Genomic DNA, 26836 nt, shown 5'->3' with positions numbered 1-26836 from the left:
ACTCGCCCGAGCCAGGAGGACGCGCACTCAGGCACCTAACCACTGGCTCACCCCCGCCAATAGTGACCGCGAAAAAGTGCTCTTCCGTCCCCACCACGCCCATCCCCCAACGGCGACCCCGTAGAGCCACCACCCCACGCTAAGCGGCTTTGCGAGCCGCGTTCGATTGCGCGAGCGAAGAAAGTACCCTCCGGGCCGCAGCCCTCCCCTCTTCGTCCGCGTTCTCGTAGTTGTCCAGCAGCGCCTCCTGCTCGGCCGTCAGCGTGCGAGCACTGGCGTGCTCAGCGGGTGCTGCCGGCCGACCGCCAAGGACGGCGGCAACGTCCGCGCCCGTGGCCATCAAGTGCATCAGCACCGACGCGCCAGGCTCGGCCACGCCGCGCTCGTACCGGCTCAGCATCCCCCGGCTGACGCCCAGCAGTTCCGCAAAACTCTCTTGGGAATGCCCCAGCCTCTCCCGCTCGGCGCGCAAAATCGCACCGTTTCGAGCACTAAAAGACTCGCTCATGACTTGACGATGAGCACGAAAATGCTCAACATCCACTCCTGTCACACATCACACGACAAGAGAAAGAAGCGTACATGCTCACTCGCAGTCACCCCTCCCCCTTCCGTCCGATGGCGACGGTTCCACCCACGCGCTCGGCCAGCAGCCGCAGCGCGGCACGCGCGTCCTCGTCCGCGCCGGCGTAGGCGCGCAGCAGCGCGGCCTGATCGGCCGTCAGTGCAGCGCCGCTGTGCTGGCCAGTGATGAGGTAGCCCACGTCTACCCCCGTTGAAGCCAACGCCTCCAGATAGGCGGCGTCAGGCTTGCGCACGCCCTTCTCGTAGTTGAGCTGGGAGTCCTTGGTCACGCCACCAAGCGCGCCGAACTCCGCCTGGTTAAGCCCTCGGTCTTTGCGCACTTCCACCAGCCGCGAAGAAAAATCCGGCATTCATCCACCAAATCACGTTGACAGTCCGGTTTTTGACCACCAGAATGCCGCATCAATCAGACAACCGTACACATCGTATATGTGCGCCACCGACCCACCAAGGGGCATACCGTCCTATTGCTGGATGGACCCCAGGCCACTCGCCGCTGCGGCGGCAAGCGCTCGCCGCCTGGTGCGCGAAGCCGAGCAACTGGGAGCCGGAGTGGATCGCCGAAGCCGGCGCCCGCGATCTGTCCTGGGGCCGGCGCCGCCGCGGGCGCGCATCGGCTGGGGCCTGCGGCTGCCGCTACCGGATCAGCCGGCGGTGCCGGAGGCTGCAGGGGGCGCCGAGCGCTTCGGCGCGCTGCAGTTGGCGGGCGCTGCGTTCTCCCGCTCGATCCGCTCCGCCAGTTGCTCCATCACCCGATAGAGCTGGATGAACGAGCGATCAACCCGCTCGGCCAACCCCAGCCCCGAAACGGACTGCTTGCCGGCCGCCACATAGCCCCCATAGAGGGCGGCGGTCGCTTGAAAGACGGGCCAGTTCACCGCTGTGTTCGTGCTGTGCTTCATGTTTTTTCCATCCCTGCTGTCACAACAAACAAAGGCATCGTAAATGACCACCTCCGCGCCTGCCGCTGAAATCGCCACCGCCACCGAAAGCGGCCTGGACCGCCTCGTCTACTGCCGCATGAGCACGGCTGACCTCGAAGAAGCCAAGCGCTTGGCCGCGCAGGAGGACCGCAAGGTTTCCGCCTTCGTGCGCGCCATGTACCGCCGCGGTGTGGCCGGCTTCAAGGCCGATCAGGCCGCCCTGGCCCAGACCCGCGCCTGAGCGCACGCGCCCCCTCATTCGCCCCCACCGCCCCGCCCGAGGCCTGCCGATGTACCCCGATCCCAAACGCGTGCGCCATCACCGCATTTCCACCCGGCTCGACGACTACGAAGAGCAGCGTTGGCGCCGCATGTGCGACCAGCTGGGCATTCAGCCCGCTACGCTGCTGCGCGACCTGGCCATGGCCGAGTGCGTGCGGTGGAGCGTGCAGCCGGATCGCATGCAGCAGCAGGCCGCCAACGACCCCGTCATGAAGGACAGCGCGTGACTCCGTCCGCCCTTGCCCCCGCCCCCGCGCCTGCACCCGTCCCCACGCGCCGGCCGCTGCCGCTACCGCTGCCACTCGCGGCCGACGACGCCGCCACGGCCATCGAGCTGATCCGCGCCGCCGGCCAAGCCGCCCGCCGCTGCCCGGCGCAGGCCTGGCTACGCTGGCCGCGAGTAGATGGCCCGGTAGCCGTCGCGCATCTCGCCCATGTCTTTCAGCTCGTTGACCAGGCCGAACTGGCCGAGCACGTTGCCCACGGTCACGAGCTGGCCAAAGCCGTGCACGGTGATGCGCCGGTACACCACGCCCCGGTGGTTGCGCACGCCGGCCACCATGGCGGGCCAGCCCAGGTCGATCATGTGCTTGGCCTTGGGCTCCAGCGCGGCCACTATGGCCTTGTCGTCGGGCAGCGGTTCTGCCCCATCGATCAGCTCGTTCTCCATCGCCTGCTCTCCGGTTGCGAGGCGGCCCTGTTGCGGTATGTGGGCCGGTTTCTGTGTCGCGCCTCCCTGTGCCCGCCTTCTGCGGTGGCGTTGTGGCTTGCAGGCGCGGGTCGAGTATGTGCGCAGGGGCCCGCCCTTCCAATGCCCCAAAAGTCTCACTTTCGTCACCCGAAAGTGGCCGGAGCGGCGGCATGAGCGAAGGCGGTTACATGCGCCTGTCGATCCGCTGTCCGCACTGCCTGGGCAAGTCGGCGGCGGAAGACCATGAGGAGCTGTCGCGCACGGTGGGAGAGATTGCCTACCGCTGCCGCAACTACCGCTGCGGCCACGTGTTCGCGGCCCGGCTGGAGGTGGTGCGCACGCTGGAGCCGTCGCGCACGCCCTCGCCCCTGGTGGCCCTGCCGGTGAGCGCGCATGTACGCCGCGCGCCGGTGCAGGCGGCGCTGCTGGCCAGCGAGTGCGATGCGGACGATGAGGCCGACTACCTGGCCGAGCTGGCCCGCCCGCTGGCCGATTGGCCGGCCGCGCCGTCGATGGGCGGCGCGCTATGGGGCACGGCGGCCGATGCCGAGGCTGACGACGCGGCCGAGCGCAGCCGCTACCGCTACATCACCATCCGCTGCCCGCACTGCCAGGCGGGGGCCATTGCCGTGGCGTCGCGCGAACTGTCGCGCACGCTGCGGGAGGTGACGTACCGCTGCCGCAACCACCGCTGCCGCCACGCCTATGTGGCGCAGCTGGAGGTGGTGCGCACGCTGTCGCTGTCTTCCCTGCCCTGTGCCGAGGTGGTGCTGCCGCTGAGCCCGCATGTGCGGCTGGGCCAGCTGCAGGCGCTGCTGCAGGCCAGCGCGCAGGCGCCGCCGGGCTGACCGGGGCGCTTCGCCCCCTTCCCCTTCCTCCCCTTCCTTCTGTTCGCAACGCGCTCCTTCGGGGGCGCGGGGATTCGTTCGCTCTTTTTCTGCCGAGAACACCATGCGCACCGCCACCAGAACCCGTTCCACCCCCGCCACCAGCACGGCGCTGGCCCAGGTGCTCAAGCACGAGCACGAGCGCCATGCGGCGCGCCTGGCCGACATCCGCCGCATCAGCACCAAGCTGCCGGTGCTGGACGAGCTGCTCGACGCGCTGGCCGCGCAGCGCGTGCATGTGGACCTGGCCGAGCTGCGGCCCTACCGCCGCGTGCTGGATCTGCCTGAGACGGTGACGCTGCGCACCGGCCTGTTTGGCGACGGCCACGGCGCCACGGTGGCGGCCACGCTGCTGCGCCTGGGCTTCAAGGTGGTGTGGGCCAAGCAAGGCGAGGCGGTGGGCCGCTATGACAGCGAGGCGATCTTCAAACGCGGGCATGCGCACGTGCATGCCTACGTGCCGCCCGAGTGGCTGGCCGAGGCCTGCGAGCAGGGCCATGTGACGGCGGCGACCGAGGGGCACCACCCGGCCAACGACGTGGGCCGGCCCATGGGCACGGCCGCGGCCATGCGCACCGAGGCCTGAGGGGTGGGCGCGAGCAAGACGCGGCACGTTGACGCCCCTACGCGAAAGCACCTGATGAAGCTGCGCGACGAGTTCGTGGCCCTGGCCACGCGCGGCCGGTTCAACGACGCGGCCAGCCGCGAGTGGGCCGCGCTGCCGCTGGAGCTGCGGCTGGTGCTGCTGATGCTGGCCGGCGTGGGCGAGGTGCAGGTGTCGCCTGTGCTGCAGGGCCTGGCCGTGCGCGCCTGGACCGAAGTTCCGCCCGCCGAGCGCGAGGCGGTGCGCGCCGTGGTGCGCCAGGGCGTGCCCACGCTGGCCCGACTGCGGGCGCTGGCGGCGCGGGTGTAGGGGCGCGCACGGTGCAACGCTTTCGCGCCCAGGCCAAGTCGCCCATCGCCCGCGAGCTGCCCACCGGCGGCATTGGCGATTGGCGCGCCAACGCGCCGCGGCTGGCCCATGTGGACGAGCACATGGCCCGGGTGCTGGCCTGCGCGCCGGCGGGCTGGAAGGCGGCCATCGAACGACGCTTTGCCTATGCCCCGCCGCCGCTCATGCAGGCCGGCGAGCCGCTGGAGCAGGCCCTGCAGCAGCCGCCCGAGTGGGCGCAGGCGTGGGACTTGTTGCAGGCGGTGGCGGACTTCGAGGACGAGTTCGGCGGCGCGGGCCGCTGGAACCTGGCCGATGAAGAGATCCGCGATCTGGCCGCGCGCCTGGCCGAGGACGTGCGCCGCAAGCAGGAGCGCATGCGGCACTTTGGCGCCACGCTGCCCGAGCGGCTGGACGAGGTGCGCACCTTCGTCCGCCGCGTGGGCGTGTATGAGGACAAGCCCATCGACGGCGAGCCGGCCATTGCCCGCGCCGAGTGCCCCAAGTGGTGGCGGCGCCGGCTGCGCACGCATGTGGCCCGCGCGGTGGAGGCCGGCGCTGTGCGCCTGGGGCTGGTGCATGTGGGCCGCGGCGGCTACGTGAGCCAGGACGGCCTGGCGCGCCGACGCGCGCAGCTCTCGCGCAATGCCGAGGCGCTGCGCGGATCGCTGCTGCGCAACGAGGCGGGCCAGGTGTGGCGGCTGGACGAGCTGGTGGCCCTGGGCACGGCCAACCCGGTGATCCGCGGCGGCGAGCTGATGACGCGCATCCGCGGCGCCGAGGACTATGCGGACGCGCGGGCGCATGTGGGCCTGTTCGTCACGCTGACGCTGCCCAGCCGCTTTCATGCGATGCGGCAGGTGGGCGGGCGCAGCCGGCCGAACCCCAAGTTCTGCGGGGCCACGCCGCGCGAGGGGCAACTGTGGCTGCGCGACAAGTGGCAGAAGACGCGGTCGGCCCTGCAGCGCGCGGGCGTGCGCATGTACGGCCTGCGCGTGGCCGAGCCGCACCACGACGCCACGCCGCATTGGCACATGCTGGTGTGGGCCGAGGACGAGGCCGGCGCCCAGGCCATCGAGGCGGTGGTGCGCCACTACTGGCTGAGCGAGGACGGCGACGAGCGCGGCGCGCAGGCCAACCGCATCAACGTCAAGCGCATGGTGCGCGGCGGCGCGGCCGGCTACGTGGCCAAGTACATCGCCAAGAGCGTGGGCCACGTGGCGCTGGCCGAGCACCTGGACGTGGCCGATGGCCAGCAGCTGACCATGGACCTAGGCCCATGGGAGCCCAAGGACGCGCGCGAGCCCGCGGCCGAGCAGCACGGCGGCGCGGCGGGGCACCAGCGCGTGGATGCGTGGGCGGCCACCTGGGGCATCCGCCAGTTCCAGACCTTCGGCATGCCGAGCGTGACGGTGTGGCGCGAGCTGCGGCGGGTGACGGCCGATCAGCTGGAGTTGTTCCAGCGCGAGGGCGACCGCGACACGGTGCGCGCGCATCAGGCCTGCCACCGGCGCGGGGCGCTGCGGGCGGACTGGCGCCTGTTCATGGAAGCCATGGGCGGCCACGCGCTGCGGCGCACGGCCTGGCACCTGCGCTGCGCTTTCCGGCATGTGGAGCCGGGGCAGTGCAACCGCTACGGCGACGAGGTGAAGGTGGGCCGGCTGGTGGGTCTGGTGGCGCAGCGCGGGCGCATGTGCGGGCGCTGGCTGGTGAGCCGGCGCATGGGCTGGCTGCCGATCGCGCATGTGCCGGTGATGGAGCCCCGGCCCGAGGATGCGGAGAACGCCGAGGGCACCGCGCAAGACGAAGCCACGGCCGTGGTCGATGGCGATGCAGCCGGCCAGGGTGCGGCCGACGCTGCGGCCGAGGCCGCGCGCAAGCAGGACGAGCGCACGGTGATACGGCGTGGCCGGCCGGTGATTCCGCTCCCGGATCGGGCGGCTCTGCCGCCCGCTTGGACTTGTTTCAATAACTGTACGGCCCGCCTCACGGGCGACACGCTGAGGCAGCTTTTGAACGCTGGCGAGGCCTGGCAAGCGCCCCACGACAGCGATTGGATCGAGCCTCCGCCGCCGATCCGGCCCGCCACCACCCCCAACCGCCCCGCCCCGCTGCCTGGCACCACCTGGGTGCCGCCGTGCAGCGTGCGCGCCGTGCCCGAGGCACCCCTCTTTCCCGCCACCAACACCCTGGCCGGCGTCGCCGCGCGCCTGCGCGCCGAGCACCGCATGGCCGAGGCGCTGGAGGCCTGACGCATGCCCCCTTTCCCCACCCCTGGAGTTCACAGCATGACCACTCCCACCACCCCCAAGCCCTGCCGGCCCTTCGCGCCGCCGATGGCGCACAAGGTGCGCGTCGACAGCGTCTACACGCCATCGAGCGCGACCGACATCCGCAAGACCTTCGCGCGGCTCAAGCGCGAGCAGCAGCGCGCGCAGCAGGCCGCAGCGGCCGACGTGGCGCCGGCGCCCGCGCTGGCCGCTGTGCCTGCAGCGCGCGGCGGCTCGGCGCCGGCTACCGCTGCCGCACCTGGCACGAGCGCCGAGCGGCCACGCCGCGGGCCGCTCATGTTCCCGCGGCTGCCCACGCCGGCCGACACGCGCACGCTGGCCCTGTTCCCCGTCCCCAAGGTGGCCACCCGATGACGCGCCAGATCGACCAGCGCCACCGCTACCGCCTGCCCTCGCTGGTGCTGCGCGAGCAGATCGTGCGGACGATGTTCTGCAGCACGCCACCGGCACCGCGCACGGGCGGCGCCTACACCGGTGCCGAGCTGCTGCCGAGCGGCGCATACCGGCCCGGCGCCTTCGACGCACTGGCCTGCCCCAGCGTGATCGCCGGCCGGCGCGTGTACCGGCCCGACCTGGCCACCTTCGCGCCGTTCATCAGCGCCGAGCGCCTGGCGCAGGCAGAGGCCGAGCATGCGCTCGAGCGTGCGCGGGCATGAGCGGCATTCGAAAAGTGGTCATCGGCAACGCGACCCTCTACCGCGGCGAGTGCACGCAGGTGCTGCAGGATCTGCAGGGCGATCTGGCCGCCGTCATCACCGACCCGCCCTACAGCAGCGGCGGCATGGTGCGCGGCGACCGCATGCAGAGCACGGCCGCCAAGTACGTGCACGACGGCACGCCGCAGGACGCGGCGCACAACGTCGAATTCAGCGGCGACAACCGCGACGCGCGCAGCTGGGCCTTCTGGGTCAGCATGTGGCTGGCCATGCTGCAGCCCAAGGTGCGCGCCGGCGGCTACGTGATGGTCTTCACCGACTGGCGGCAGTTGCCCGCGCTCACCGATGCGCTGCAGGCCGGCGGCTTCGTGTGGCGCGGCCTGGTGCCGTGGGACAAGACCGAGTCCTCCCGCGCGCCGCACAAGGGCTACTTCCGCCACCAGTGCGAATACGTGGTGTGGGGCAGCAATGGCCCGCTGCCCATCGCCACGCACGGCGGCCCGTGGCCCGGCCTGATCCGCGAGCGCGTGAACCCGCGCGAGAAGCACCACATGACCGGCAAGCCCACCGGGCTGATGGAAGAGCTCGTCCGTGTGGTGCCGCCGGGCGGCGTGATCGTGGACCCCTTCATGGGCTCCGGATCCACCGGCGTGGCCGCCGCGCGCCACGGGTACCCCTTCGTTGGCATGGAGCTGACGGACCACTACTTCGACATCGCCTGCCGGCGCATCGCGCATGCCCAGGCGCAGCGCCCTCTGCTGCCGCCGCCCGTACTCCCCGCTCCGCTCGCTCAACAAGAGCTGACGGGATGAGCCGTCCTGCCTTTCGCCTTTTCCCTTTCCCTCAACGCTGTCACACACCATGAAGACCCTGCCCTTGCACCCGTCCCTGCTCAAGACGCTGCGCGCGCTGCTGGAATCGCGCGCGCCCGAGCTGCTGGAGTCCCTCTCCGTGCGCATCGCCGCGCGCGAAGAGCACAGCCGCCCGGCCACCACGCGCATCTACGTCGCCGGCCCCATGAGCGGACTGCCCGGCCTGAACTACCGCACCTTCAACGAAGAGGCCGCGCGCCTGCGCGCCCAGGGCCTGCACGTGGAGAACCCCGCCGAGAACCCGGCGCCGAGCTGCGGCAGCTGGGAGGGCTACATGGTCCTGGCCCTGGGCCAGCTGGCCACCTGCGGCCGCATCCACCTGCTGCCCGGCTGGAGCCGCAGCGCCGGCGCGCTGATCGAGCGCGACACAGCCTTCGCGCTGGGCCTGGACATGACGCACGCCGCATGAGGGAACCGCAATGACCACGCGCTACGTCCGCATCGTCAAGTTCGTCGCCGAGACCGGCTACACCGCCCGCGCGGTGGAAACCAAGATCCACCGCGGCGTGTGGATCGAGGGCAAGCACTACCGCCGCGCACCGGACGGCTGCATTCATATCGACATGGAGGAATACACAAAATGGGTAGAAAGCCGACATCAGGCGGGGTTCGACCAAAAGGCGGCCGCATAGAGGTTCGCTTCAAGTGGCAGGGCAAGCAGATCGCTCCCACGCTTCCGCTCAAGCCCACTGCAGCCAATTTGAAGCACGCGGCGCGCGTGCGGATCGAAGTCATGGCGCTGATCGCGCGCGGCGCGTTCCGAATCCAAGACCACTTTCCCGACTACCGCTACGCGCAGGAGATGCAGCCCGCCGAGGAAGGCGCGGGCCAGACTCTCGGCGATTGGGCGCTGACATGGCAACAGATCTCGTCGCGCTCGTTGGAGCATTCGACGCTGGCCATCTACGTACGCCACCTCAAGGCGTACTGGCTGCCCAGCTTCGGCCACCTGCTGCCGGAGCAGGTGACGCACTTGGCCATCCTCAAGCATCTGGCGAAATTGAGCGCCGACCGTTTCGACGAGAACACCGGCAAGACGATCAAGGGGCTGAGCCGCAAGACACAAAACAACATCATGATCCCTCTGCGCGCAGTGTTCGGCCTTATCTGCCGGCACATGAGGAACCTGCGCGATCCGACCGAGGGCATCGAGAACCAGAAGACGCAGAAGGGACGGCCCGACCCGTTTGCACCAGCCGAAGTGGAGGCGATTCTCAAAGCGCTACGGACCATGGCGCCGCATGGCGACGTGATGGCCGACTACTTCGAGTTCTCGTTCTTCGCCGGCATGCGGCCCAGCGAGCAGATTGCACTGCGATGGGAGGACGTCAACCTAAAGGCCGGCACGATGCGCGTGCACCGCGCGCGCGTGCTGACGGAGGACAAGGCAAGGACGAAAACGCATGTGGAGCGTCACGTTGAGCTGAACCATCGCGCGCTGGGTGTGCTGCTGCGGCAGCACGCCAGAACCTCGGCCCACGCTGCAGAGGTGTTCTTCAATCCACGCACGGAAGCGGCCTACGTCGACGAGCAATCGCAGCGCCGTGCGTGGGTGCAGGCGGTTTCGGAGGCCGGCGTGCGCTACCGCCCGCCGAAGGAATGCCGCGACACCAGCGTCACCATCGCACTGATGGCAGGCGCGAATCCTGTCTGGGTGGCCATGCAGCATGGGCACTCTGTGCAGGTGATGATGCGCGACTACGCCAAGTGGATTCCGTCAGCCGACCGGGGTGCGAACCTGGCAGCGTTGAATGCGACGCTGGCCCGTTCGACGGAGGGCGCGGAGCCCCCGGATTGATCGATTTAGGACAAATTTGGGACTAGCGGCAGCAGCCGGCCAGCCAGAAATGAAAAAAGCCGTTGAAGATCAACGGCTTTCTATGCGAAGGGCTTGGCGGAAACGGAGGGATTCGAACCCTCGATGAGGCTCTACACCCCATACTCCCTTAGCAGGGGAGCACCTTCGGCCACTCGGTCACGTTTCCAGTGCGCTAGGCAGACCATGATTATGCCATCGAATCTGCCCCGTTCGACCCCGAACGGCGCGCGTTGCGCATTAATTTGCAGGCTGGTCCAGGTCGAAGGCCTTGTGCAGCGCGCGCACGGCCAGTTCCATGTACTTCTCGTCGATCACGACCGAGGTCTTGATCTCGCTGGTGGAGATCATCTGGATGTTGATGCCTTCCTCGCTCAGCACGCGGAACATCTTGCTGGCCACGCCGACGTGGCTGCGCATGCCGATGCCGACGATGCTCACCTTGCAGATCTTGGTGTCGCCCACGATGTCGGCGGCGCCCAGGGTGGGCAGCACCTTGGTTTTGAGCAGGTCGACCGTGCGGGCGAACTCCGCGCGGTTCACGGTGAAGCTGAAATCGGTCTTGCCGTCCTTCGAGAGGTTCTGGATGATCACATCCACCTCGATGTTGGCGTCGGCCACGGCGCCCAGGATGTGGTACGCGATGCCCGGCTTGTCGGGCACGCCCAGGACGGAGATCTTGGCTTCGTCGCGGCTGAAAGCGATGCCGGACACGACGGCTTGTTCCATGGTTTCGTCTTCCTCGAAGGTGATCAGAGTGCCGGACACGGCCTCTTCATTGATGTCGATGTCCCAGGGCGTGAAGCTGGAGAGCACGCGCAGCGGCACGCGGTACTTGCCGGCGAATTCCACCGAGCGAATCTGCAGCACCTTGGAGCCCAGGCTGGCCATCTCCAGCATCTCTTCGAAGCTGATCTTGGCCAGGCGGCGCGCATCGGGCTCGACGCGCGGGTCGGTGGTGTAGACACCATCGACGTCGGTGTAGATCAGGCACTCGTCCGCCTTCATGGCGGCGGCGATGGCCACGGCCGAGGTGTCGCTGCCGCCACGGCCCAGCGTAGTGATGTTGCCCAGCTCGTCCACGCCCTGGAAGCCGGTGACGACGACCACGCGGCCCGCGTCCAGGTCGGCACGCACGCGCTCGTCGTCGATGCGCTCGATGCGGGCCTTGGTGTAGCTGCTGTCGGTCTGCACGCCCATCTGCCAGCCGGTGTAGCTCACGGCTTCCACGCCTTCGCTCTGCAACGCAATGGCCAGCAAGGCCGACGAGGCCTGCTCGCCGGTCGCGGCCAGCATGTCCAGCTCGCGGTTGTAGGGCGTGGTGGGCTTGGCTGGGGCCAGCTCCTTGGCCAGGCCCAGCAGGCGGTTGGTCTCGCCGCTCATGGCGCTGGGGACCACCACCATGCGATGGCCCGCGCGCGCCCATTTGGCGACGCGCTTGGCGACATTGCGGATGCGCTCGGTCGAGCCCATCGACGTGCCGCCGTACTTGTGAACGATCAATGCCATGGGTGAGATGTCGGAAGAAAAGTGAGTCGCCTGGTCGGCGTCGCCCGGGACGGCGGGCCTGGGGAATGGCCTGCGCGGTGGCGGCCCGGATGCCATTCAGCGCGGGTGCTTCGGCAAGGGCGCGCCATTGTACCAACGCAGGGTGTCGCCTTCGCGCACCACCTGGCCGCTGCCAGCCTTGAGATGGATGCGGTGGCCACGCGTGGTGCAGTCGGCGATCTGGTCCAGCAGCTCGTCGATCTGCCGGGCCGCCGGCGCGCGGCCGGCGGCCTGCGCCAGCCAGGCCCGCAGTGCATTGGCCTGCCGGCTTCGCGGCAGCGCCTGCAGCGCGCGGATGCGGGGTGGCGTGCCCGTCTGGTCCAGGTCGGCACGGGCGATGTCGGCCAGCAGTTCCTGCGCCTGGGCCGCGTGGCGCGCACTGCGGGCAAAGGTTTCGCGGAACTGCGGGAAGGCGGCGGCCAGCGCGGGCAGCACCTGCTGGCGGATGCGATTGCGCGTGTAGCGCAAGTCGGCGTTGGTGGGGTCGTCGACCCACGCTTCGCCGCGGGCGCGCAGCCAAGCGCGCAAGGTGTTGGCCGGCAAGTCCAGAAAGGGCCGGTGCCAACGCAGACCCGCACGCTCGGCCGTCCGAGGCATGGCGGCCAGGCCCGGCAGGCCGGCACCGCGTGACAGGGCGAGGATCAGCGTCTCGACCTGGTCGTCGGCATGGTGACCCAGCACGATGTCCTGCACGGCGCGATGCCGGTCGCCGGTCGTGGCAGGTTCCGCGGCCTTGGCCTCGCCCGACGCGCTCCGGACGAAGTCACCCTCCGCGCTGGCCAGCTTGGCCAGTGCCCGATAGCGCCCCAGCCGCGCCACCTGTTCCGGGCTTTCGCCGGCCTGCGCTCGGGCGTCGATCCGCCCCACCCGCAGCGGCACCTGCCAGCGTTCGCAAAGCGCGGCGCAATGGCGCTCGAAGGTATCGGCTGCCGCCTGCAGCCCGTGATTGACGTGCAGCGCCACCACCTGGCCTGGCCAACGGCGCGCACAGGCGACCAGCAGCGCTGTCGAGTCGGCACCGCCGCTCAAGGCGACGCCCAGCGGCAGGCGTGGCGTGAGCGCGGCGACGGCTGCCTCGACGTCACCCGGGGGAACCCCTGCCACCCCTGGCGCTCCAACCGCGTTCATGGCCGCCGCATTCCCGCGCCGGCCGCACCCGGACCGAGGAGTTGCCGAATGTGGAAGTTGGGACGACTGTGGTGGGCGATGCGCAAGGAGCTCCTGCTGGCCTGGGTCGTCCTGCGCGACGGGCGCTCGCCGTGGGGTGCCAAGCTGGCCGTGCTCGCTGCGGCGGCGTACCTGATCAGCCCCCTGGACCTGATCACGGATGCCGTGCCGTTGCTGGGCTGGCTGGACGACGGCATCGTGGTGTTCCTGCTGTTGCGGCTGTCGCAGAAGCTGCTGCCGCCCGGACTGAGCGAAGCGCTCAAAGCGCGCGGTGCAACACGTCGACGGTGACACGCATAGCCGCGCGCATGCGAAGCGGAGCCACACTTCTCCGCGTGGACTCGGAACTCAGCGCCCGGCGTCAACCTTCGTGTCGGCGAAGCGCCCGTAGCTCTGAATGCGCTCATAGCGACGATCTAGCAGTTCGCGCGGCTTGAGGTCCACCACTTGGCGCACCGCCTCGGTCAGCGCGCGCTTGAGGAAGGACGCCATCTGCCGATGGTCGCGGTGCGCACCACCCACCGGTTCATTGACGATCTTGTCGACCAGGCCCAGCGCCTTGAGACGGTGCGCCGTGATGCCCAGCGCGTCCGCCGCGTCCTGCGCCCGGTCGGCGGTCTTCCAGAGGATGGAGGCGCAGCCCTCGGGGCTGATCACCGAATATACCGAGTACTGCAGCATCAGCACCTGGTCCGCCACCGAGATGGCCAGGGCACCGCCGGAGCCGCCCTCGCCGATGATCGTGGTGAAGATTGGCACCTCCAGTTGCGCCATCTCGAAGATGTTGCGGCCGATGGCCTCGGACTGGCCACGCTCCTCGGCATCGATGCCGGGATACGCGCCCGGCGTATCGACGAAGGTGAAGACCGGCAGCTTGAACTTCTCGGCCGTCTTCATCAGGCGCAGCGCTTTTCGGTAGCCCTCGGGCTTGCTCATGCCGAAGTTGCGCGCCGTGCGTTCCTTGGTGTCGCGGCCCTTCTGGTGGCCCAGCACCATGCAGGGCATGCCATTGAAACGCGCGAGGCCACCGACGATCGACAGATCGTCCGCGAAATGCCGGTCGCCGTGCAACTCCACGAAGTCGGTGAACATCTCGTTCACGTAGTCCAGTGTGTAGGGCCGCTCCGGATGGCGCGCGATCTTCGTGATTTGCCACGGCGTCAGGCTGCTGTAGATCTCCTTGGTCAGCTGCTGGCTCTTCTTGCCGAGCTGGTCGATCTCTTCCGAGATGTCGACCGCCGATTCGCTCTGCACATAGCGCAGTTCTTCGATCTTGCTTTCGAGTTCGGCAATGGGTTGCTCGAAGTCGAGGAAGCTACGTTTTGCCAAGATCTACTCCTGTGAAGTCAATAGGCCACGGGCAGGGGCTCGAGCGAGCGCCAAATGTACCAAGTGGCCACACTGCAATAAGGGGCCCAGGCGACGGCCACTTCGCGCGCATCGCTGCGGCTGACGGGGTCGCCCGAGAAGTACTGCTGGCTGATGCCGGCGATGAGGCTGGCGTCGTCCAGCGGCAGGATGTTGGGACGCAGCAGGTGGAAGATGAGGAACATCTCCGCCGTCCACCGGCCGATGCCGCGAATGGCCACGAGCTCCGCGATGATCATCTCGTCGGCCATGTCCTTCCAGGCGTCGACGTGCACGGTGCCACCGTCGAAGTGCAGCGCCAGGTCGACCAGGTACTCCACCTTGCGCGCCGAAAGGCCCGCCGCACGCATGTCGTCCACCTTCAGCTTGAGCACGTTCGCGGGCGTCATGCGGCGCGGCAGCTTCTCGAAGCGCTCCCACACCGATTGCGCGGCCTTCACAGAAATCTGCTGGCCCACGATGCTGCGCGCCAGCGTGGTGAAGGCGTCGCCGCGCGACTGAAGGCATGCATCGCCGAATTGCGGGATCAGCCGGCGCATCACGCGGTCCTTCTTGACCAGGTGGCGGCAGGCCTCCTCCCAATAGTCGGGCGTGATGAATTGCGGATCCTGCGGGCGCGGTGCAGCCATGGCCAGCGTTGCCGTCGTGTCCACCGATTACTGGGCCGCGGCCCAGGTGGTGCCCGCGGGACCGTCCTTGAGCACGACGCCCTGGGCGAGCAGGTCGTTGCGGATGCGGTCGGCCTCGGCAAAGTTCTTGGCGGCCTTGGCGGCGGCGCGCTCCGCGATGCGCGTCTGGATGGCTGCGTCGTCGAGCCCCGCACCGGCCTGCAGGTAGGCCCGCGGCTCGGTCTGCAGCAGGCCCAGCGTGCCGGCCAGCGCCTTGAGCAACCCCGCCGTCTGTGAGGAACGGGCGCGGTTGGCCTCGGCAGCCAGTTCGAAGAGCACGGCGACCGCCTCGGGCGTGCCGAAGTCCTCGTCCATGGCGGCCTTGAAGCGCGCGGCATGGGGATCTTGCCAATCGATCTCTGCCACCTCCACCGGCGGAACTCCGTCGAGTGCCGTATAGAGGCGGCGCAGCGCGTTGCGCGCATCGTCCAGGTGCACATCGCTGTAGTTGAGGTCGCTGCGGTAGTGCGCGCGCACGATGAAGAAACGCAGCGTCTCGGCGTCGTACTTCTTCAGCACGTCGCGGATGGTGAAGAAGTTGCCCAGGCTCTTGGACATCTTCTCGTTGTCGATGTTGATGAAGCCATTGTGCATCCACTTCATCGCGAAGGTCTTGCCCGTGGCGCCTTCGCTCTGCGCGATCTCGTTTTCGTGGTGCGGGAACTGCAGGTCGGCACCGCCGCCATGGATGTCGAAGGTCTCGCCGAGCAGGTCGCAGGCCATGGCCGAGCATTCGATGTGCCAGCCGGGACGGCCAGTGCCGAAGGGGCTCTCCCACTTGGCCTCGGCGGGCTCGGCGGACTTGGCACTCTTCCAGAGCACGGGATCGAGCGGGTCTTCTTTGCCCTCGGCCACGGCCACGCGATTGCCGGCATGCAGCTCGTCGAGCGACTTGCCCGACAGCTTGCCGTAGCCCGGGAACTTGCGCACTGCGTAGTTCACATCGCCCTCGGCCGAGCGATAGGCCAGGCCCTTGCGCTCCAGCGTCTCGATCATCGACAGCATCTGGGGGATGTAGTCGGTGGCGCGCGGGTCGTGCGTGGGCCGCTCGACGCCCAGCGCGTCGGTGTCCTCGTACATCGCGTCGATCATCCGGCCAGTGAGGGCCTTGAGCGTCTCCCCGTTCTCCACCGCGCGGCGGATGATCTTGTCGTCGATGTCGGTGATGTTGCGCACGTAGGTCACGCGCCAGCCGCGGGCCTTGAACCAGCGCTGCACCACGTCGAAGGCGATCATCGAACGGGCATGACCCACATGGCAGAAGTCGTAGACCGTGATGCCGCACACGTACATCCGTACATGGCCCGCCTCCAGCGGCGAAAACTCCTCCAGTGCACGCGTGAGCGTGTTGTAGATACGCAGGGTCATGGAAATCGGAATGGGCGCCGTTGAAAGGTGGCGCCGGCCTGGGGGGTCGATCATGCGCCGCCGCGGGCACACTGCCAAGGGCTTCGGACAACCCGTGGCTACAATCCGGCAAGTATAAACGGCCCCTGCGCAGCGCCTTTTTCCGAGGGGGCTGCCGCATCCAACCACGCCGGGGCGCACTCGCGGTCCGGCCTCACTCGCTTCATGACGCACGCCGCATCCCCCGTCGCCCACTCCCTGCTCCGCGCTGCCCTGGCCTGCCTGTTGGTCGCAGGGGCCGGCACGGCCTTGGCCGACGACTACGCCGACGTCAACGCGCTGCTGCGCGCGGGCAAGGCCGCAGAGGCGCTCGACAAGGCCGACCGCTATATCGCCGGCAATCCGCGCGACCCGCAGATGCGCTTCCTGCGCGGCGTGATCCTCAGCGAACAAGGCAAGCCGCAGGACGCGGCCGACACCTTCGTCAAGCTCACGCAGGACTATCCCGAACTGCCCGAGCCCTACAACAACCTGGCCGTCATCTATGCCGCCCAGGGCCAGCTCGACAAGGCGCGCGACGCGCTCGACAACGCCCTGCGCCTCAACCCCAACTACGCCGTCGCGCACGAAAACCTGGGCGACGTCTATGTGCGCCTGGCTGCGCGCCAGTACAACCGCGCACAATCCTTCGCATCGACCAGTTCCAGCGTCGCGCCCAAGCTGGCGCTGGTGCGTCAGCTGGTGGACAGCACCGGCAATGCCGCCAACGGCAAGCTGCCCGCGGCCACGCCCGAGCAGCGGCGCATCGCCCGCTGATGCACCATCGGCGCCCGGCCGGAACCGCCGGGCCCACGGTCGCTCCTATCCCTTTCCGTGACCTCGCAGGGAGTTTTTGCGTGATGTTTTCCCATTCCACCCTCTTCACCCGCCGCTGGCTGCTGGCCCTGGCTGCGGCCGCCACCGTGCCCACTGCTGCCTGGAGCCAGGCCGCTGCGCCGCGCGTCAAGCTGGCCACCAGCGCCGGCGACATCGTGCTGCAGCTCGATGCGGCCAAGGCACCCAAGACGGTCGCCAACTTCCTGCAGTACGTGCAGGAGAAGCATTACGACGGCACCGTGTTCCACCGCGTCATCGATGGCTTCATGATCCAGGGCGGCGGCTTCACGCCCGACCTGCGCCAGAAGCCCACGCGTGCACCGATCGCGCTGGAGGCCGACAACGGCCTGAAGAACGACCGCGGCACCATCGCCATGGCCCGCACCAGCGACCCGAACTCGGCCACGGCCCAGTTCTTCATCAACGTGAAGAACAACGACATGCTCAACGCGCCCAATCCTGACGGCCATGGCTACGCCGTGTTCGGCAAGGTGGTGTCGGGCATGGACGTGGTCGACAAGATCCGCGCTGTCCCCACCGGCGCCCAGGGCCCGATGCGCGACGTGCCGGTCGAGCCCGTCATCATCCGCAGCGCCACGGTGCTGAAGTAAGCCCGCCCCGCGAGCGCCCTCCCCTTTCTCCAGGAGCCCCCATGAGCAATCCCAAAGTCGAACTCTCCATCAAGGACCACGGTCCCATCGTCATCGAGCTGGACGCCGAGAAGGCGCCCAAGACGGTCGAGAACTTCCTGGCCTACGTCACCCAGGGCCACTACGACAACACCATCTTCCATCGCATCATCGACGGCTTCATGATCCAGGGCGGCGGCTTCGAGCCCGGCATGAAGCAGAAGCCCACCGGCGCCGAGATCACCAACGAGGCCAACAACGGCCTGAAGAACGACATGTACACCGTGGCCATGGCCCGCACCAGCGCGCCCCATTCGGCCACCGCGCAGTTCTTCATCAACGTCGCCAAGAACGACTTCCTCAACCACACCGCGCCGTCGCAGCAGGGCTGGGGCTATGCCGTGTTCGGCAAGGTCGTCTCGGGCACGGAGATCGTCGACAAGCTGCGCAAGGTCAAGACGGGCCGCCGCGGCTTCCACGACGACGTGCCCGCGGACGACGTGGTGATCGAAAAGGCCACCGTCCTGGCCGAGTGATCGCAAGGCGGCATGCACGCAACCGGCCCGTACGCGGACCCGCTCGCCTGCATGGCGGCTGAGCGCCCCGCGCCTGATCGATGACCGCGCAGGCCGCCTTCACCGAATTCCTCGCGCCGCCCGAGTGGCGCACGGTCGACCTGCTGTCCGACCTGCACCTGCATCCTGCCGAGCCGGAGACCCTCCTGGCCTGGCGGCAGTACCTGCAGACCTCGCCGGCCGACGCCCTGTTCATCCTGGGCGATCTGTTCGAAGTCTGGGTGGGCGACGATGCCGCCTCCGAGCCCGGTTTCGAGGCCGACTGCGCCGCCTGGCTCAAGGAAGCGGCGGCGCGCCGGCCGATCTTCTTCATGGCCGGCAACCGCGACTTTCTGCTCGGCCAGGGCTTTGCCGCCCAGGCCGGCATCAAGCGCGTGCCCGATCCCCTGGTGCTGGTGCTGCATGGCCGGCGCTGGCTGCTCAGCCACGGCGACCTGCTCTGCCTGGAGGACCACGAATACCTGGCCTTCCGCGCGCAGGTGCGCAGCCTGGAGTGGCAGCAGGACTTTCTCGCGCGGCCTCTGCAGGAGCGCCGCGCCCTTGCCCGCCACATGCGCACGCAGAGCGAATCGCGCAAGGCCGATCCGCGCGCCGTCTGGGCGGACGTCGATGCCGATGCGGCCGTCGCCTGGCTGCGCAGCGCACGCGCCCAGACCTTGATCCACGGCCATACCCACAAGCCGGGCCGACACGACCTGGGCGACGGCCTGGAGCGGCTGGTCCTGAGTGACTGGGACGTGGCCGCCTCACCTCCTCGCGCCCAGGTGTTGTGCCTGACCGCGACCGGCGCGCAACGCGTCGATCTGCGCTGATCCCGCCCATGCTGGGACGCTGGCTGCGCGGGCTGCGCCCCCCTCCCGAGATTCCCGAACCGGCGTGGCAGAGCGTCCTGGATGCCTTGCCCTTCCTCGCCACCCGCACCAGGGATGAGCGCGCCCGGCTGCGCGAACTCAGTGCACGCTTCCTGCAGCAGAAGGAATTCCACGGCGCGCTGGGCTTCACCATCACCGACGACGTTGCGCTGCTCATCGCCGCGCAGGCCGTGCTGCCGCTGCTTCATCTGCCGGGCGACCTGGATTGGTACGACGATTTCGTCGGCATCGTCGTCGTGCCCTCCGAGGTGTCCACGCGGCGCACCCTGGTGGACGAGGCCGGCGTGGTGCACGAGTACGACGAGGCCATCATCGGTGAGGCGCGCGAGCACGGCCCCGTGATGCTGAGCTGGCCGCATGTGGCCGAAGGCGCCGCCGGCACGCAGGCGGGCCCCATCCTGAACGTGGTGATCCACGAGTTCGCCCACAAGATCGACATGCGCGACGGGCAGGTGGACGGCTGCCCGCCACTGCCGATCGGCTTCATGGGCAGCACGACGGCGCTGCAGGCCCGCGAACGCTGGCTGGCCGCGCTGCAACCTGCCTACGACCGCTTCCGCGAGCAGGCCATAGTGGCCGAGCGCTTCGGGGGAGAGCCGCCCTGGCTCGACGACTACGCGGCCTCGTCCCTGGCGGAGTTCTTCGCCGTCGCCTGTGAAGCCTACTTCGTGGACCGGGCGCGCTTCATCCAGGAGTTCAGCGGCCTGGCGTCCGCCTTCGACGCGTTCTTCCTCGCCAACGACCGTCAACGCTGAGCGCGAGAGGCCCGCAGGAGCCGCCCGCAGGTTGCCGCGGGTGTCGCGCCCGCTTCGAAGGGCAGCGTCGCCCCGGCCCTGCAGCCCCAGGAAAAAAGCGGCGCACCGTCGCCGGCACGCCGCTTTCGATGAGGCAACGCCCCGCGATCAGCCCTTGCGCAACAGCGGCTTGAGCGCGCTTTGCAGGCGACGCGCGGTCGTCGGCTCATGCGCCGAGGCCAACACGCGCGCGGCGTCCTGGGCCCAGGTCTCGGTCGGGCCAGGCTCGTTGCGCTTGGTCAGCAGCTTGAGCTGCAGCGCGCGGCGCGCGTCCAGCTGCTCCGGCGGCGTGGGCACTTCGGCGGCCATCTCCAGGCGCAGCAGGGCCTCGGCCGGCTCGCCCGAAGGCGCGGCCGACAGCGACTGCACCCACTGGTTGCGCACCGAAGGCGTGACGCGGCCCAGTTCCTGCGCCGGCGGCACGGCGGCGCCGTCGCGCTTGCTCCAGGCGTCGAGCAGTTGCGTCACGGCCTCGCCGTGCGCCTGGCTCGCCAGCTTGCGCAGCGCCGCCTGGGCGTGCTCCATGGCGTCGCGTTGCGCGCGGAAGGCGGTATCGCCCAGACGGGGGCCGCGGTCCTCGCGCGGCGGACGATCACCGCGCATGTCGCCGGGACGTCCAGCGCGGTCGCGGCCGAAACGGTCGCCATTGCGGTCGGCGCCTCGCGGGCCGCCACGGCTGTCGCGGGAATCACGGCGGTCGCCGAAGCGACCGGCGGGTGCGGTGGCCGGGCGTGCCGCGCCGGGACGGTCGTCGCCGCGGACGGCCACGACCGGGCGAGGTGCAGCCTTGGGTGCCGCAGCCGGTGCGGGTGCCGCACCCTCACCACCTTCGGCGGCGGGTGCGCCCTCCTGGGCGGCAGCGTCCGTCAGCGCGGCGGCGGATTCGGCAGGGGCGGCAGCGGCAGCGTCAGCGCCGGCCGCAGGTGCTGCAGCGCCGCCCGGAGCCGCGGCTTCACGACGGCCGCGCAGGGCATCTTCCAGCGCGGTCATGGCGGCGCGGATTTTCTGGGCATCGCCGGTGGCATTGGCTGCCTCCAGCGCCTTCGAAGCCTCGAGCACCGCACGGTCGTGTTCGCCCATGGCTTCGGTCTGGCGCTCGCGCTCGGCGCTCTTGCGCTGGAAGGCGTCGTCGATGGGCTTGCGGAAGGCGTCCCAGAGCTTCTGCTCCTGGCGACGCTCCAGCGGCACGGCCTGCGCCTCGGCCTGCCAGCGCTGCTGCAGCGACTTGACGGCGTCGATGCGCAGCTGCGGCGCAGCGCCGAGTTCGGTGGCCTCGGCAATCATCTGTTGACGGCGCTCGATGCTGGCCTTCTGCGAAGCCTCGAGCGGACCACGGGCCTCGGTCATGGCCGCACCCCACAGCGGCTGCAGCTCGGCGAACACCTTCTCGCTGACATGGCCGCCATCGCGCCAACGATCGGAGAACTGGTGCAGGGCGCGGTTGCGGGCCTTGAGGTCGGCATCGCCGGCGTGCTCGGCGGTCCAGGCGCGCAACTCTTCGATCAGCGCAAGACGCTGGGCGCGGTGTTCGGCGGCTTCGGCACGGACCTTCTCCAACCAGGCCTCGACCAACTTGTGGGCCTTGTTGCAGGCCTCGTCGAAGCGACGCCACAGGCCGTGGTTGGGCACACCGCCCTGGTCGGCCTGCTTCCATTGCTCGCGCAGGGTGCGCAGCTGCTCCTGCATCTTGCGACCGCCCAGCGCCTGACCCTCGGGACGATTGAGCAAGCCTTCGGCCTTTGCCACCAGTTCTTCGCGAACCTTGTCGGCGCCCCAGCGCTGCCAGCCTTCGAGTTCGCCGGCGGCGACGAGCGCGGCATGCACGCGTGCTTCCAGGGCATTGCCCACCAGCTTGCCATGCTCCTTGAGCACGGCGCGCAGCGCATTGGCTGCGGCCTGGCTGCTCTTGCCCTGACCCTGGGCCGTGGCTTCCTCCAGCTTGGCCAGGGAGGCTTCGACGGCAGCTTCGGCGGCAGCGCGCTGTGCCGGATCCACCTTGGGGGCAGGCGGTGCCGCGGCCGGGGCCGGCGCGTTCTCGGGCGGCAAGCCGCGGGCGGCGCGCAGTTCGTCGGCCCAGACGGGGACGGGAGGCAGCGGCGCCTCGGCATCGGCCGCAGCGGCCACGGCCTGGGCCAGCGCGCTGTGGAAGGCCTCGGACACGACCTGCAATTGCGACCGCGATGCGTCGAGCTGCGGTGCAAAGCGCGCATCCAGGCTGGCCCAGTTCGGGTCCTGCGCAATCTCGTCAGCCTGGGTCGTCCAGTGGGCGACGTCGCCGCGCAGGCCCTCCTCGGCGGCCTGGGCGTCCTGCCAGCCCTTGGTGGAAAGCACCTCGAAGCGCTGCGCCAGCAGCACGGCGGCTTCGCGATGGACCTGGGCGCGGTGCTGCAGGTCTTCCACGCCCTTCACGCGTTCGGCCAAGTTGGCCTTGAGGCCGGCGAGCGGTTCACGCGACAGCGGTGCGCCGGCCTTGGCGGCATCGCGCTGCCAGGCCATGGCGTCGGCGATGTTCAGCCGGGGCTGGTCGAGCAGCGAGCGGGCCTTTTCGGCCCACTCGGCGGCGATCACCTCCTGGCCCTTGGCGCGCTTGATCTCGTCCAGGCGCTCGCGCAGGGCGCGGGCGGCGCCCTTGTCGCGGCCGCTGAGTTCCTTGAAGACTTCCTGCATCAACTCGGGCGAGGGATTGCCCGCGAGCCAGTCGCGCACGCGCTGCGCCCGTTCGCCGGAGGTGGCGGCGGTGAAGACGCCCCCGGTGAGCTGGTCGAGGGTGGGGAGATCGTGTTTGGTCGTGGCTTGAGTCACTGCGCCAGAGTCGTTGAAAGAGATCGGAGGGGGTGGGCCGGCGCGAAGCCGGTCATCCAAGCAAAGGCGCCGGCAAGGCCGGCGCATCCCGCATTGTCGCCCAGGAGCGCGTGCGTCTGGAATACCGCAGAAAGCGGTTGAGGAATCCTTCTCAGGGCATGTCCAGCGCCAAGGCCGTGCCGGGCCTCCAGTCGGCACCGTCCGCACGTGTGCGAACCGCCCCCAGGAAGATCCGGTCGCCGGGCAACTGGCGCTGGAGCAGGTAGTCGCGCACGGCCGCAGCCCGGGCGATGGCCAGCTCGCGGATGGACTGCTCGTCGACGGCGATGGTCGGCAGCAGCAGCTTCTCCATCTCGGCGACCGACTGCGACTTGGCCATGCCGATGAGATTGCGGGGCTTGGGAATGTCGGCCCGCTTGTAGACGGCCTCCAGCAGCGCCGGGTATTCGGCGTCGGTGACCGGGCCGACCTCGGCCGGGTCGGTGCCGCCGCGTACCGCTGCGCGGCGCTTCTCGGCCAAGGCCATGCGACGCAGGCGCTCGCGCTGCAGCGCGTCGCGTTCACGCGCCAGGCTGGCCTGCCCGACGAGGGTGAGGCGCAGGCCGTCACGCTGGCCCAGCGCCTTCTCGACCTTGTCCAGGCTCTGCTTCGCCGCGTCGGACAGCGCATCGCTGCCCAAGGCGAAGGGCACGACACTCGATTCGCTGCTGCCGCCTCCCAGGCCGCCCGTGAGCAGGCTGAACGGAGAGGTCACCGCCTTGGCGATCAGGTTGAGGATGCCCTTCCAGATCAGCGGCCCGATGCTGAATTGCGGATCGTTGAGCGAGCCCGACAGCGGCAGGTCGACGTCGATGACGCCGTTGCGGTCGGCGAGCAAGGCGACGGCCAGGCGCACCGGCAGGCTGTTGGGCGCATCCTTGACCTCGTCGCCGAAGGCCAACTGGTTGAGCACCAGCTTGTTGGTGGCGGTGAGGCGCCCGTCCGGCGCTACCTGGTAGTGCACATCCACGCTCATCTTGCCGCGCTCGATGCCATGGCCGGCATAGCGGATCGAATAGGGAGACAGCGGCGCCAGCTCCAGGTCGCGCACCTTCGCCGCAATGTCCAGTTCCAGCGGCTTGGCCAGCGGATTGAGCTTGCCCAGGATCTCGAGCGAAGCGGTCTGCTGCGCCTTGCCGCGAAGCTCCAGATCGGCCAGGGCCGGCCGGCCGCCGTCGGCCGGCTCGGAGGAGAAGGCGCTGAGCCGGCCGGTCAGCTCCGTGAGGTCGGCCGAGTAATTCGGCTGCACGAACAGGTCGGAGAAGTCCACGCGCGCATTGACCACGCTGATCGGGCCGAAATGGATGATGGGCGCAAGGCCTGGCGCGGCCTCTGCCCGCGCAGTGGCCGGCGCCGGTGCGGGGCCCGTTCCGTCAGCATTGGTGGTGGCGCTGGCACCACCCCCCGCAGACGCGGTGCGCGGTGCCGGCCGCTCGGCCGCGGCCCGCTCGCTTTCCTGCTGGCCCTGGCGGGTGATGGCCTGCAGGTTCAGGCGCCCCGAAGGCTGCACGATGATCCGTGCGAACGCGTCCGTGAGCGTGGTCTCGCGCACGTCGAGCCGCAGGGCCGCGCGGGGACGCTGATCGAGTTCGAAACCGCGCAGGGCCAGCGTCTTCCAGCGCAGCAGCCGCTCGCCCCGCGCCGCGCCCGTCGCAGGACTGTCTGCGGCGGTCAGCGCCATGCTGTCTACCCGCAGGTCGTCGACCGACAGGTCGCCGCTGAGCTTGGCCTGCACGCCCGCCGGCTGGACGGCCACCGCCAGCGTGCCCCGGTAGGCGGCGAAGGCACGCCGCACGTCCACATTGAGCGACTGCCCGTAGTAGGGCTGGAAGGCATGCACCGGCAGGCCCGTGGCCTCCAGCCGGCCGGACAGCGCCACCGGGGCCATGGCCAGGCTGCCCTTGAAGTCGAAGCGGCCAGGCTCCGACCGGGCGCCTGCCGTGATGCGGCCGGCCAGCTCCACGGGCGACGCCGCGGCAGACGCGGGATCGAGGTCGCGGGCACGCAGACGCACGCTGGCGAGCTTCACCTCCACCGGCGCGCCGGCCTGGGCGCGGTCGGCAAATTCCACGTCACCGCCGTCGACGGACAGGGCGGCGATCCGGACCTTCCACGGGGGCGGCTCACCCTGCACCTGGCGCGGCTGCGCCACCGGCGCAGTCGACGCGTCGGGCGTGCGCAGCCAGCGCTGGTACATCCACCGCCGCTCCTCGTCGCGCTCCACCCGGACGCGCGGCTCCGTGGCCGTCAGGCTGCCGACGCTGAGCGTGCGCGCCTTCAGATCGGCCTGCGCATCGCGCACCTCGAAGTGGCCGACCGCAGCCAGGGCCGTCCTGCCTTCGGTCAGCGACAGACTGTCGAGCGTGGCGCGCTCGGCCGTGAGCAGCAGCGTCTGCGGCGACCACTGCAACCCCAGTCGGCCGCCCAGACGTCCGTCCACGGCTGGATTGAGCGTCGAGGCCAGGTAGGGTGCGGCCAGGGACAGCGGGACGTCGCTGGCCTCCAGTTGCGCCTTCACCGTGCTCGGGCTGCCCTGCCCTTCGAAGCGCAGCCGACCTTGCGCCACGGCCATCTCGCCCGAGAAGCGGGCCGGTTGCGCCATGGGCCATGCCGCGTCGTCCACCGTGACGCCCAGGCCGGTCACATCGATGGCCGCCGCCGGCCGCACGGAATCGTCGCGCCAGGCCACTCGGCCTTCCCGCACCGCCACGCGGTCGACCCGCACCTGCCAGGCACCGGGCGCGGCAGCGTCCTTCGATGGCGCCGAGGTCGGCGGCGCGGCCGTGCGAGCGGCCTGCGCGGTGGCCGGCGCCGGCGTCCGGCCGTCGGTGAGCAGCAGGTTGATGCGACCCTGCGCGTCGCGGCGTGCCGCCAGCGTGGGCGCATCGACCTCCACGGACGCCAGATGCACCTGCCGCTCCAGCGGACGCACATCCGCCAGTTGGACCTTCAGCGCATCGAGCCTGAGCAGTTCGCCGCCCTGCGCATCCACGGCCTTCACGTCCTTGACCTGCACCGTGCCGGACAGCTTGAGCGAGGCATGGTCGGCCCGCTCGAAGTCGGCACGCAGGTCCACGTCCACGACGCCCGACTGCAGCGCGACCGGCAGGCCGGGCGGCACATAGGCCAGGTAGGGCGCCAGATCGAGGCCGACGATGTGCAACTGCGCGGCCGTCTTGTGCGTGGCGGCGAAGGGTTGGGACGACGCGGAGGAGTCGAAGCGGCTGCCATTGAGCGTGAATGCCAGCCGGGGCTCGACGTCCACCTCGCGTTTCGATGCCAGGCTGCTGAGGAAGGGCACCTGCACCTCCAGACCCTCGACCACGTGCTGGCGCTTCGCCATCTGGTCGTCCAGCGCAATGCGCCCGTCGTGGATCGCCAGGTTGTAGAGCACGAAGCGGGCGGGCTCGCCCGCAGGCTTGGGCTCGGCGGGGCCGCTCAGCCGGCGCAGGATGTCGTCGATGTCCAGCGTGCCGTCCGCGCGCCGCGTCAACCGCAGCGCGGGCTGCTCGATGCGCAGCGCATCGACCACCGGCGCGAGGCGCAGGAGCGACTGAAGTTCGGCATCGGCATACAGGCGCTTCGCCGTGAACAGCGGCGGCGCGGCGTCCACGCCAGCGATCGCCAGGTCCGACAGCGACAACTCCAGCGTCCAGGGCCGGAACTGCACGCCCCCCACGATGACGCTACGGCCCAGCGCTGCCGATGCCTGCTTCTGGATCTGCCATTTCAGGAGCGGCGGCACGGCGGCCCAGAGCAGCAGCCACAGGAGCAGCAGGCCGGCGACGGCGACGCCCAGCCGCCTCAACCAAAGGCCGTACTTCGTTCCGGAGAAATTCATGGGCGGAGTGTGCCGCAACGCGTACTCGCCCTGCGACGAGAGGCGGGGCGCCCGCTGCGTGGGCCGCCCCTTGTCGGCATCGGCGGACCCCACAACGAAAAAGCCCGGTGGCTGCTTGCACAGGCCACCGGGCTCGACGGAGGGCCCCAGGCCGCATCCATCTTTTGGCGTGGGAAGAAGAAGGTTCCCGACGCACTGGCAGCAAGGGATTGCCGCCGAGGGGCCGGGCCACTCGTCAGGACTGCGTCCTTCAGGAGAAGCGCCAGCGGAGCGTCTGCGATGCAGACGGCTGCAGATTAGGCCTGCTGACCGGGCGTGGCAAATGAAGTCGAGCGATGAGGCTGCGTGCCGCAATAGACAAACTTTTCAGCACCTA

29 protein-coding genes and 1 tRNA gene are annotated in these 26836 nt (G+C 69.6%); 18 read left to right on the top strand and 12 right to left on the bottom strand.

Annotated features, from left to right (window positions below; genetic code table 11):
- Nucleotides 1–139 precede the first annotated feature (139 nt).
- The 3 genes from DFR41_RS21570 to DFR41_RS21560 all read right to left on the bottom strand — a co-directional run bounded on the left by DFR41_RS21570 (nt 140) and on the right by DFR41_RS21560 (nt 1487).
- A complete protein-coding gene (locus DFR41_RS21570) occupies nt 140–508 on the bottom strand; it encodes a helix-turn-helix domain-containing protein (RefSeq protein WP_114804222.1) in 369 nt (122 codons plus the stop codon).
- 88 nt (nt 509–596) lie between these two features.
- A complete protein-coding gene (locus DFR41_RS27785) occupies nt 597–935 on the bottom strand; it encodes a helix-turn-helix domain-containing protein (protein WP_170159438.1) in 339 nt (112 codons plus the stop codon).
- A 294-nt stretch (nt 936–1229) separates the two neighbouring features.
- Nucleotides 1230–1487 (bottom strand): hypothetical protein, encoded by a 258-nt coding sequence (locus DFR41_RS21560; protein WP_114804221.1) that lies wholly within the window; start codon nt 1485–1487, stop codon nt 1230–1232.
- Nucleotides 1488–1530: 43 nt separating this feature from the next.
- Between DFR41_RS21560 and DFR41_RS21555 the strand changes: the two genes are divergently transcribed.
- Nucleotides 1531–1749 carry a hypothetical protein gene (locus tag DFR41_RS21555; protein WP_114804220.1) on the top strand — a complete coding sequence of 73 codons (219 nt, stop codon included), beginning with the start codon at nt 1531–1533 and terminating at the stop codon, nt 1747–1749.
- A gap of 49 nt (nt 1750–1798) precedes the next feature.
- The gene (locus tag DFR41_RS21550; RefSeq protein ID WP_114804219.1) at nt 1799–2017 is read left to right on the top strand and encodes a hypothetical protein; all 219 of its coding nucleotides are present in this window, start codon (nt 1799–1801) and stop codon (nt 2015–2017) included.
- A gap of 158 nt (nt 2018–2175) precedes the next feature.
- Here the strand turns inward: DFR41_RS21550 and DFR41_RS21545 are convergent, their stop codons facing one another.
- Complete coding sequence (locus DFR41_RS21545; protein WP_114804218.1) at nt 2176–2460, bottom strand: hypothetical protein; 285 nt, start codon at nt 2458–2460, stop codon at nt 2176–2178.
- A gap of 191 nt (nt 2461–2651) precedes the next feature.
- Here DFR41_RS21545 and DFR41_RS28225 point away from each other — a divergent pair, with 191 nt between their 5' ends.
- The 10 genes from DFR41_RS28225 to DFR41_RS21495 all read left to right on the top strand — a co-directional run bounded on the left by DFR41_RS28225 (nt 2652) and on the right by DFR41_RS21495 (nt 9916).
- Entirely contained in the window at nt 2652–3329 is a 678-nt protein-coding gene (locus DFR41_RS28225; RefSeq protein WP_170159437.1) for an ogr/Delta-like zinc finger family protein, read from the top strand.
- A gap of 103 nt (nt 3330–3432) precedes the next feature.
- Nucleotides 3433–3954 carry a hypothetical protein gene (locus tag DFR41_RS21535; RefSeq protein ID WP_114804216.1) on the top strand — a complete coding sequence of 174 codons (522 nt, stop codon included), beginning with the start codon at nt 3433–3435 and terminating at the stop codon, nt 3952–3954.
- Nucleotides 3955–4008: 54 nt separating this feature from the next.
- The gene (locus tag DFR41_RS21530; RefSeq protein WP_114804215.1) at nt 4009–4281 is read left to right on the top strand and encodes a hypothetical protein; all 273 of its coding nucleotides are present in this window, start codon (nt 4009–4011) and stop codon (nt 4279–4281) included.
- A gap of 11 nt (nt 4282–4292) precedes the next feature.
- Nucleotides 4293–6551: a replication endonuclease gene (locus DFR41_RS21525; protein WP_244917827.1), complete on the top strand. Its 2259-nt coding sequence runs from the start codon at nt 4293–4295 to the stop codon at nt 6549–6551.
- A 36-nt stretch (nt 6552–6587) separates the two neighbouring features.
- Entirely contained in the window at nt 6588–6944 is a 357-nt protein-coding gene (locus DFR41_RS21520) for a hypothetical protein (protein WP_114804214.1), read from the top strand.
- The gene (locus DFR41_RS21515) at nt 6941–7246 is read left to right on the top strand and encodes a hypothetical protein (RefSeq protein WP_114804213.1); all 306 of its coding nucleotides are present in this window, start codon (nt 6941–6943) and stop codon (nt 7244–7246) included. Before DFR41_RS21520 ends, DFR41_RS21515 begins: the two co-directional genes overlap by 4 nt.
- On the top strand, nt 7243–8058 hold the full coding sequence (locus DFR41_RS21510; protein ID WP_211322636.1) for a DNA-methyltransferase: 816 nt from the start codon (nt 7243–7245) through the stop codon (nt 8056–8058). The genes DFR41_RS21515 and DFR41_RS21510 overlap by 4 nt, the downstream gene beginning before the upstream one ends.
- Before the next feature lie 49 nt (nt 8059–8107).
- The gene (locus tag DFR41_RS21505) at nt 8108–8527 is read left to right on the top strand and encodes a DUF4406 domain-containing protein (protein WP_114804212.1); all 420 of its coding nucleotides are present in this window, start codon (nt 8108–8110) and stop codon (nt 8525–8527) included.
- 10 nt (nt 8528–8537) lie between these two features.
- Nucleotides 8538–8750, top strand: coding sequence for an excisionase (locus tag DFR41_RS21500; protein WP_114804211.1), 213 nt, complete (start codon nt 8538–8540; stop codon nt 8748–8750).
- The gene (locus DFR41_RS21495) at nt 8699–9916 is read left to right on the top strand and encodes a tyrosine-type recombinase/integrase (protein ID WP_114804210.1); all 1218 of its coding nucleotides are present in this window, start codon (nt 8699–8701) and stop codon (nt 9914–9916) included. The genes DFR41_RS21500 and DFR41_RS21495 overlap by 52 nt, the downstream gene beginning before the upstream one ends.
- Nucleotides 9917–10010: 94 nt before the next feature.
- Here the strand turns inward: DFR41_RS21495 and DFR41_RS21490 are convergent.
- The 3 genes from DFR41_RS21490 to tilS all read right to left on the bottom strand — a co-directional run bounded on the left by DFR41_RS21490 (nt 10011) and on the right by tilS (nt 12586).
- A tRNA-Ser gene (locus tag DFR41_RS21490) sits at nt 10011–10103 on the bottom strand.
- 71 nt (nt 10104–10174) lie between these two features.
- The gene (locus DFR41_RS21485) at nt 10175–11443 is read right to left on the bottom strand and encodes an aspartate kinase (protein WP_114804209.1); all 1269 of its coding nucleotides are present in this window, start codon (nt 11441–11443) and stop codon (nt 10175–10177) included.
- A 96-nt stretch (nt 11444–11539) separates the two neighbouring features.
- Nucleotides 11540–12586 carry a tRNA lysidine(34) synthetase TilS gene (tilS, locus tag DFR41_RS21480; RefSeq protein ID WP_244917826.1) on the bottom strand — a complete coding sequence of 349 codons (1047 nt, stop codon included), beginning with the start codon at nt 12584–12586 and terminating at the stop codon, nt 11540–11542.
- Between the two features lie 102 nt (nt 12587–12688).
- Between tilS and DFR41_RS21475 the strand changes: the two genes are divergently transcribed.
- Complete coding sequence (locus DFR41_RS21475; protein ID WP_017758098.1) at nt 12689–12940, top strand: DUF1232 domain-containing protein; 252 nt, start codon at nt 12689–12691, stop codon at nt 12938–12940.
- Between the two features lie 57 nt (nt 12941–12997).
- On the opposite strand, the gene DFR41_RS21470 is transcribed toward DFR41_RS21475, so the two are convergent.
- Genes DFR41_RS21470 through cysS form a run of 3 tightly spaced genes read right to left on the bottom strand, consistent with a single transcriptional unit; the run spans nt 12998 to nt 16053 of the window.
- Complete coding sequence (locus tag DFR41_RS21470; RefSeq protein WP_114804207.1) at nt 12998–13978, bottom strand: acetyl-CoA carboxylase carboxyltransferase subunit alpha; 981 nt, start codon at nt 13976–13978, stop codon at nt 12998–13000.
- A 17-nt stretch (nt 13979–13995) separates the two neighbouring features.
- Entirely contained in the window at nt 13996–14646 is a 651-nt protein-coding gene (locus DFR41_RS21465; RefSeq protein WP_017758096.1) for a DNA-3-methyladenine glycosylase family protein, read from the bottom strand.
- Between the two features lie 27 nt (nt 14647–14673).
- Nucleotides 14674–16053, bottom strand: coding sequence for a cysteine--tRNA ligase (gene cysS / locus DFR41_RS21460; protein WP_114804206.1), 1380 nt, complete (start codon nt 16051–16053; stop codon nt 14674–14676).
- A 204-nt stretch (nt 16054–16257) separates the two neighbouring features.
- On the opposite strand from cysS, the gene DFR41_RS21455 reads away from it, so the two are divergent.
- The 5 genes from DFR41_RS21455 (at nt 16258) to DFR41_RS21435 (ending at nt 19739) form a co-directional block, all read left to right on the top strand.
- Complete coding sequence (locus DFR41_RS21455; RefSeq protein ID WP_114804205.1) at nt 16258–16848, top strand: tetratricopeptide repeat protein; 591 nt, start codon at nt 16258–16260, stop codon at nt 16846–16848.
- Between the two features lie 83 nt (nt 16849–16931).
- Complete coding sequence (locus tag DFR41_RS21450) at nt 16932–17519, top strand: peptidylprolyl isomerase (RefSeq protein ID WP_017758094.1); 588 nt, start codon at nt 16932–16934, stop codon at nt 17517–17519.
- A gap of 41 nt (nt 17520–17560) precedes the next feature.
- Nucleotides 17561–18073, top strand: a complete 513-nt coding sequence (locus DFR41_RS21445; protein WP_017758093.1) for a peptidylprolyl isomerase — start codon at nt 17561–17563, stop codon at nt 18071–18073.
- 80 nt (nt 18074–18153) lie between these two features.
- Complete coding sequence (locus DFR41_RS21440) at nt 18154–18924, top strand: UDP-2,3-diacylglucosamine diphosphatase (RefSeq protein ID WP_114804204.1); 771 nt, start codon at nt 18154–18156, stop codon at nt 18922–18924.
- A gap of 8 nt (nt 18925–18932) precedes the next feature.
- On the top strand, nt 18933–19739 hold the full coding sequence (locus DFR41_RS21435; protein WP_017758091.1) for a M90 family metallopeptidase: 807 nt from the start codon (nt 18933–18935) through the stop codon (nt 19737–19739).
- Nucleotides 19740–19886: 147 nt separating this feature from the next.
- Here the strand turns inward: DFR41_RS21435 and DFR41_RS21430 are convergent, their stop codons facing one another.
- Both DFR41_RS21430 and DFR41_RS21425 read right to left on the bottom strand, forming a co-directional pair.
- Complete coding sequence (locus DFR41_RS21430) at nt 19887–22580, bottom strand: DUF349 domain-containing protein (RefSeq protein ID WP_244917825.1); 2694 nt, start codon at nt 22578–22580, stop codon at nt 19887–19889.
- Nucleotides 22581–22731: 151 nt separating this feature from the next.
- Nucleotides 22732–26460 carry a DUF748 domain-containing protein gene (locus tag DFR41_RS21425; RefSeq protein WP_114804202.1) on the bottom strand — a complete coding sequence of 1243 codons (3729 nt, stop codon included), beginning with the start codon at nt 26458–26460 and terminating at the stop codon, nt 22732–22734.
- Nucleotides 26461–26836 lie beyond the last annotated feature (376 nt).

It is taken from the genome of Pseudacidovorax intermedius (assembly GCF_003350475.1).
GTDB lineage: Bacteria > Pseudomonadota > Gammaproteobacteria > Burkholderiales > Burkholderiaceae_C > Xenophilus > Xenophilus intermedius.
The sequence above is the reverse complement of the archived record's forward strand: the minus strand, read 5'-3'. Positions and strand labels throughout refer to the sequence as shown.

What these genes read in the sequence shown, in the direction of transcription:
- DFR41_RS21570 (WP_114804222.1), bottom strand. Translation starts at nt 508, where the DNA reads ATGAGCGAGTCTTTTAGTGCTCGAAACGGTGCGATTTTGCGCGCCGAG.
- DFR41_RS27785 (WP_170159438.1), bottom strand. Translation starts at nt 935, where the DNA reads ATGCCGGATTTTTCTTCGCGGCTGGTGGAAGTGCGCAAAGACCGAGGG.
- DFR41_RS21560 (WP_114804221.1), bottom strand. Translation starts at nt 1,487, where the DNA reads ATGAAGCACAGCACGAACACAGCGGTGAACTGGCCCGTCTTTCAAGCG.
- DFR41_RS21555 (WP_114804220.1), top strand. Translation starts at nt 1,531, where the DNA reads ATGACCACCTCCGCGCCTGCCGCTGAAATCGCCACCGCCACCGAAAGC.
- DFR41_RS21550 (WP_114804219.1), top strand. Translation starts at nt 1,799, where the DNA reads ATGTACCCCGATCCCAAACGCGTGCGCCATCACCGCATTTCCACCCGG.
- DFR41_RS21545 (WP_114804218.1), bottom strand. Translation starts at nt 2,460, where the DNA reads ATGGAGAACGAGCTGATCGATGGGGCAGAACCGCTGCCCGACGACAAG.
- DFR41_RS28225 (WP_170159437.1), top strand. Translation starts at nt 2,652, where the DNA reads ATGAGCGAAGGCGGTTACATGCGCCTGTCGATCCGCTGTCCGCACTGC.
- DFR41_RS21535 (WP_114804216.1), top strand. Translation starts at nt 3,433, where the DNA reads ATGCGCACCGCCACCAGAACCCGTTCCACCCCCGCCACCAGCACGGCG.
- DFR41_RS21530 (WP_114804215.1), top strand. Translation starts at nt 4,009, where the DNA reads ATGAAGCTGCGCGACGAGTTCGTGGCCCTGGCCACGCGCGGCCGGTTC.
- DFR41_RS21520 (WP_114804214.1), top strand. Translation starts at nt 6,588, where the DNA reads ATGACCACTCCCACCACCCCCAAGCCCTGCCGGCCCTTCGCGCCGCCG.
- DFR41_RS21515 (WP_114804213.1), top strand. Translation starts at nt 6,941, where the DNA reads ATGACGCGCCAGATCGACCAGCGCCACCGCTACCGCCTGCCCTCGCTG.
- DFR41_RS21510 (WP_211322636.1), top strand. Translation starts at nt 7,243, where the DNA reads ATGAGCGGCATTCGAAAAGTGGTCATCGGCAACGCGACCCTCTACCGC.
- DFR41_RS21505 (WP_114804212.1), top strand. Translation starts at nt 8,108, where the DNA reads ATGAAGACCCTGCCCTTGCACCCGTCCCTGCTCAAGACGCTGCGCGCG.
- DFR41_RS21500 (WP_114804211.1), top strand. Translation starts at nt 8,538, where the DNA reads ATGACCACGCGCTACGTCCGCATCGTCAAGTTCGTCGCCGAGACCGGC.
- DFR41_RS21495 (WP_114804210.1), top strand. Translation starts at nt 8,699, where the DNA reads ATGGGTAGAAAGCCGACATCAGGCGGGGTTCGACCAAAAGGCGGCCGC.
- DFR41_RS21485 (WP_114804209.1), bottom strand. Translation starts at nt 11,443, where the DNA reads ATGGCATTGATCGTTCACAAGTACGGCGGCACGTCGATGGGCTCGACC.
- DFR41_RS21475 (WP_017758098.1), top strand. Translation starts at nt 12,689, where the DNA reads ATGCGCAAGGAGCTCCTGCTGGCCTGGGTCGTCCTGCGCGACGGGCGC.
- DFR41_RS21465 (WP_017758096.1), bottom strand. Translation starts at nt 14,646, where the DNA reads ATGGCTGCACCGCGCCCGCAGGATCCGCAATTCATCACGCCCGACTAT.
- cysS (WP_114804206.1), bottom strand. Translation starts at nt 16,053, where the DNA reads ATGACCCTGCGTATCTACAACACGCTCACGCGTGCACTGGAGGAGTTT.
- DFR41_RS21455 (WP_114804205.1), top strand. Translation starts at nt 16,258, where the DNA reads ATGACGCACGCCGCATCCCCCGTCGCCCACTCCCTGCTCCGCGCTGCC.
- DFR41_RS21450 (WP_017758094.1), top strand. Translation starts at nt 16,932, where the DNA reads ATGTTTTCCCATTCCACCCTCTTCACCCGCCGCTGGCTGCTGGCCCTG.
- DFR41_RS21445 (WP_017758093.1), top strand. Translation starts at nt 17,561, where the DNA reads ATGAGCAATCCCAAAGTCGAACTCTCCATCAAGGACCACGGTCCCATC.
- DFR41_RS21440 (WP_114804204.1), top strand. Translation starts at nt 18,154, where the DNA reads ATGACCGCGCAGGCCGCCTTCACCGAATTCCTCGCGCCGCCCGAGTGG.
- DFR41_RS21435 (WP_017758091.1), top strand. Translation starts at nt 18,933, where the DNA reads ATGCTGGGACGCTGGCTGCGCGGGCTGCGCCCCCCTCCCGAGATTCCC.
- DFR41_RS21425 (WP_114804202.1), bottom strand. Translation starts at nt 26,460, where the DNA reads ATGAATTTCTCCGGAACGAAGTACGGCCTTTGGTTGAGGCGGCTGGGC.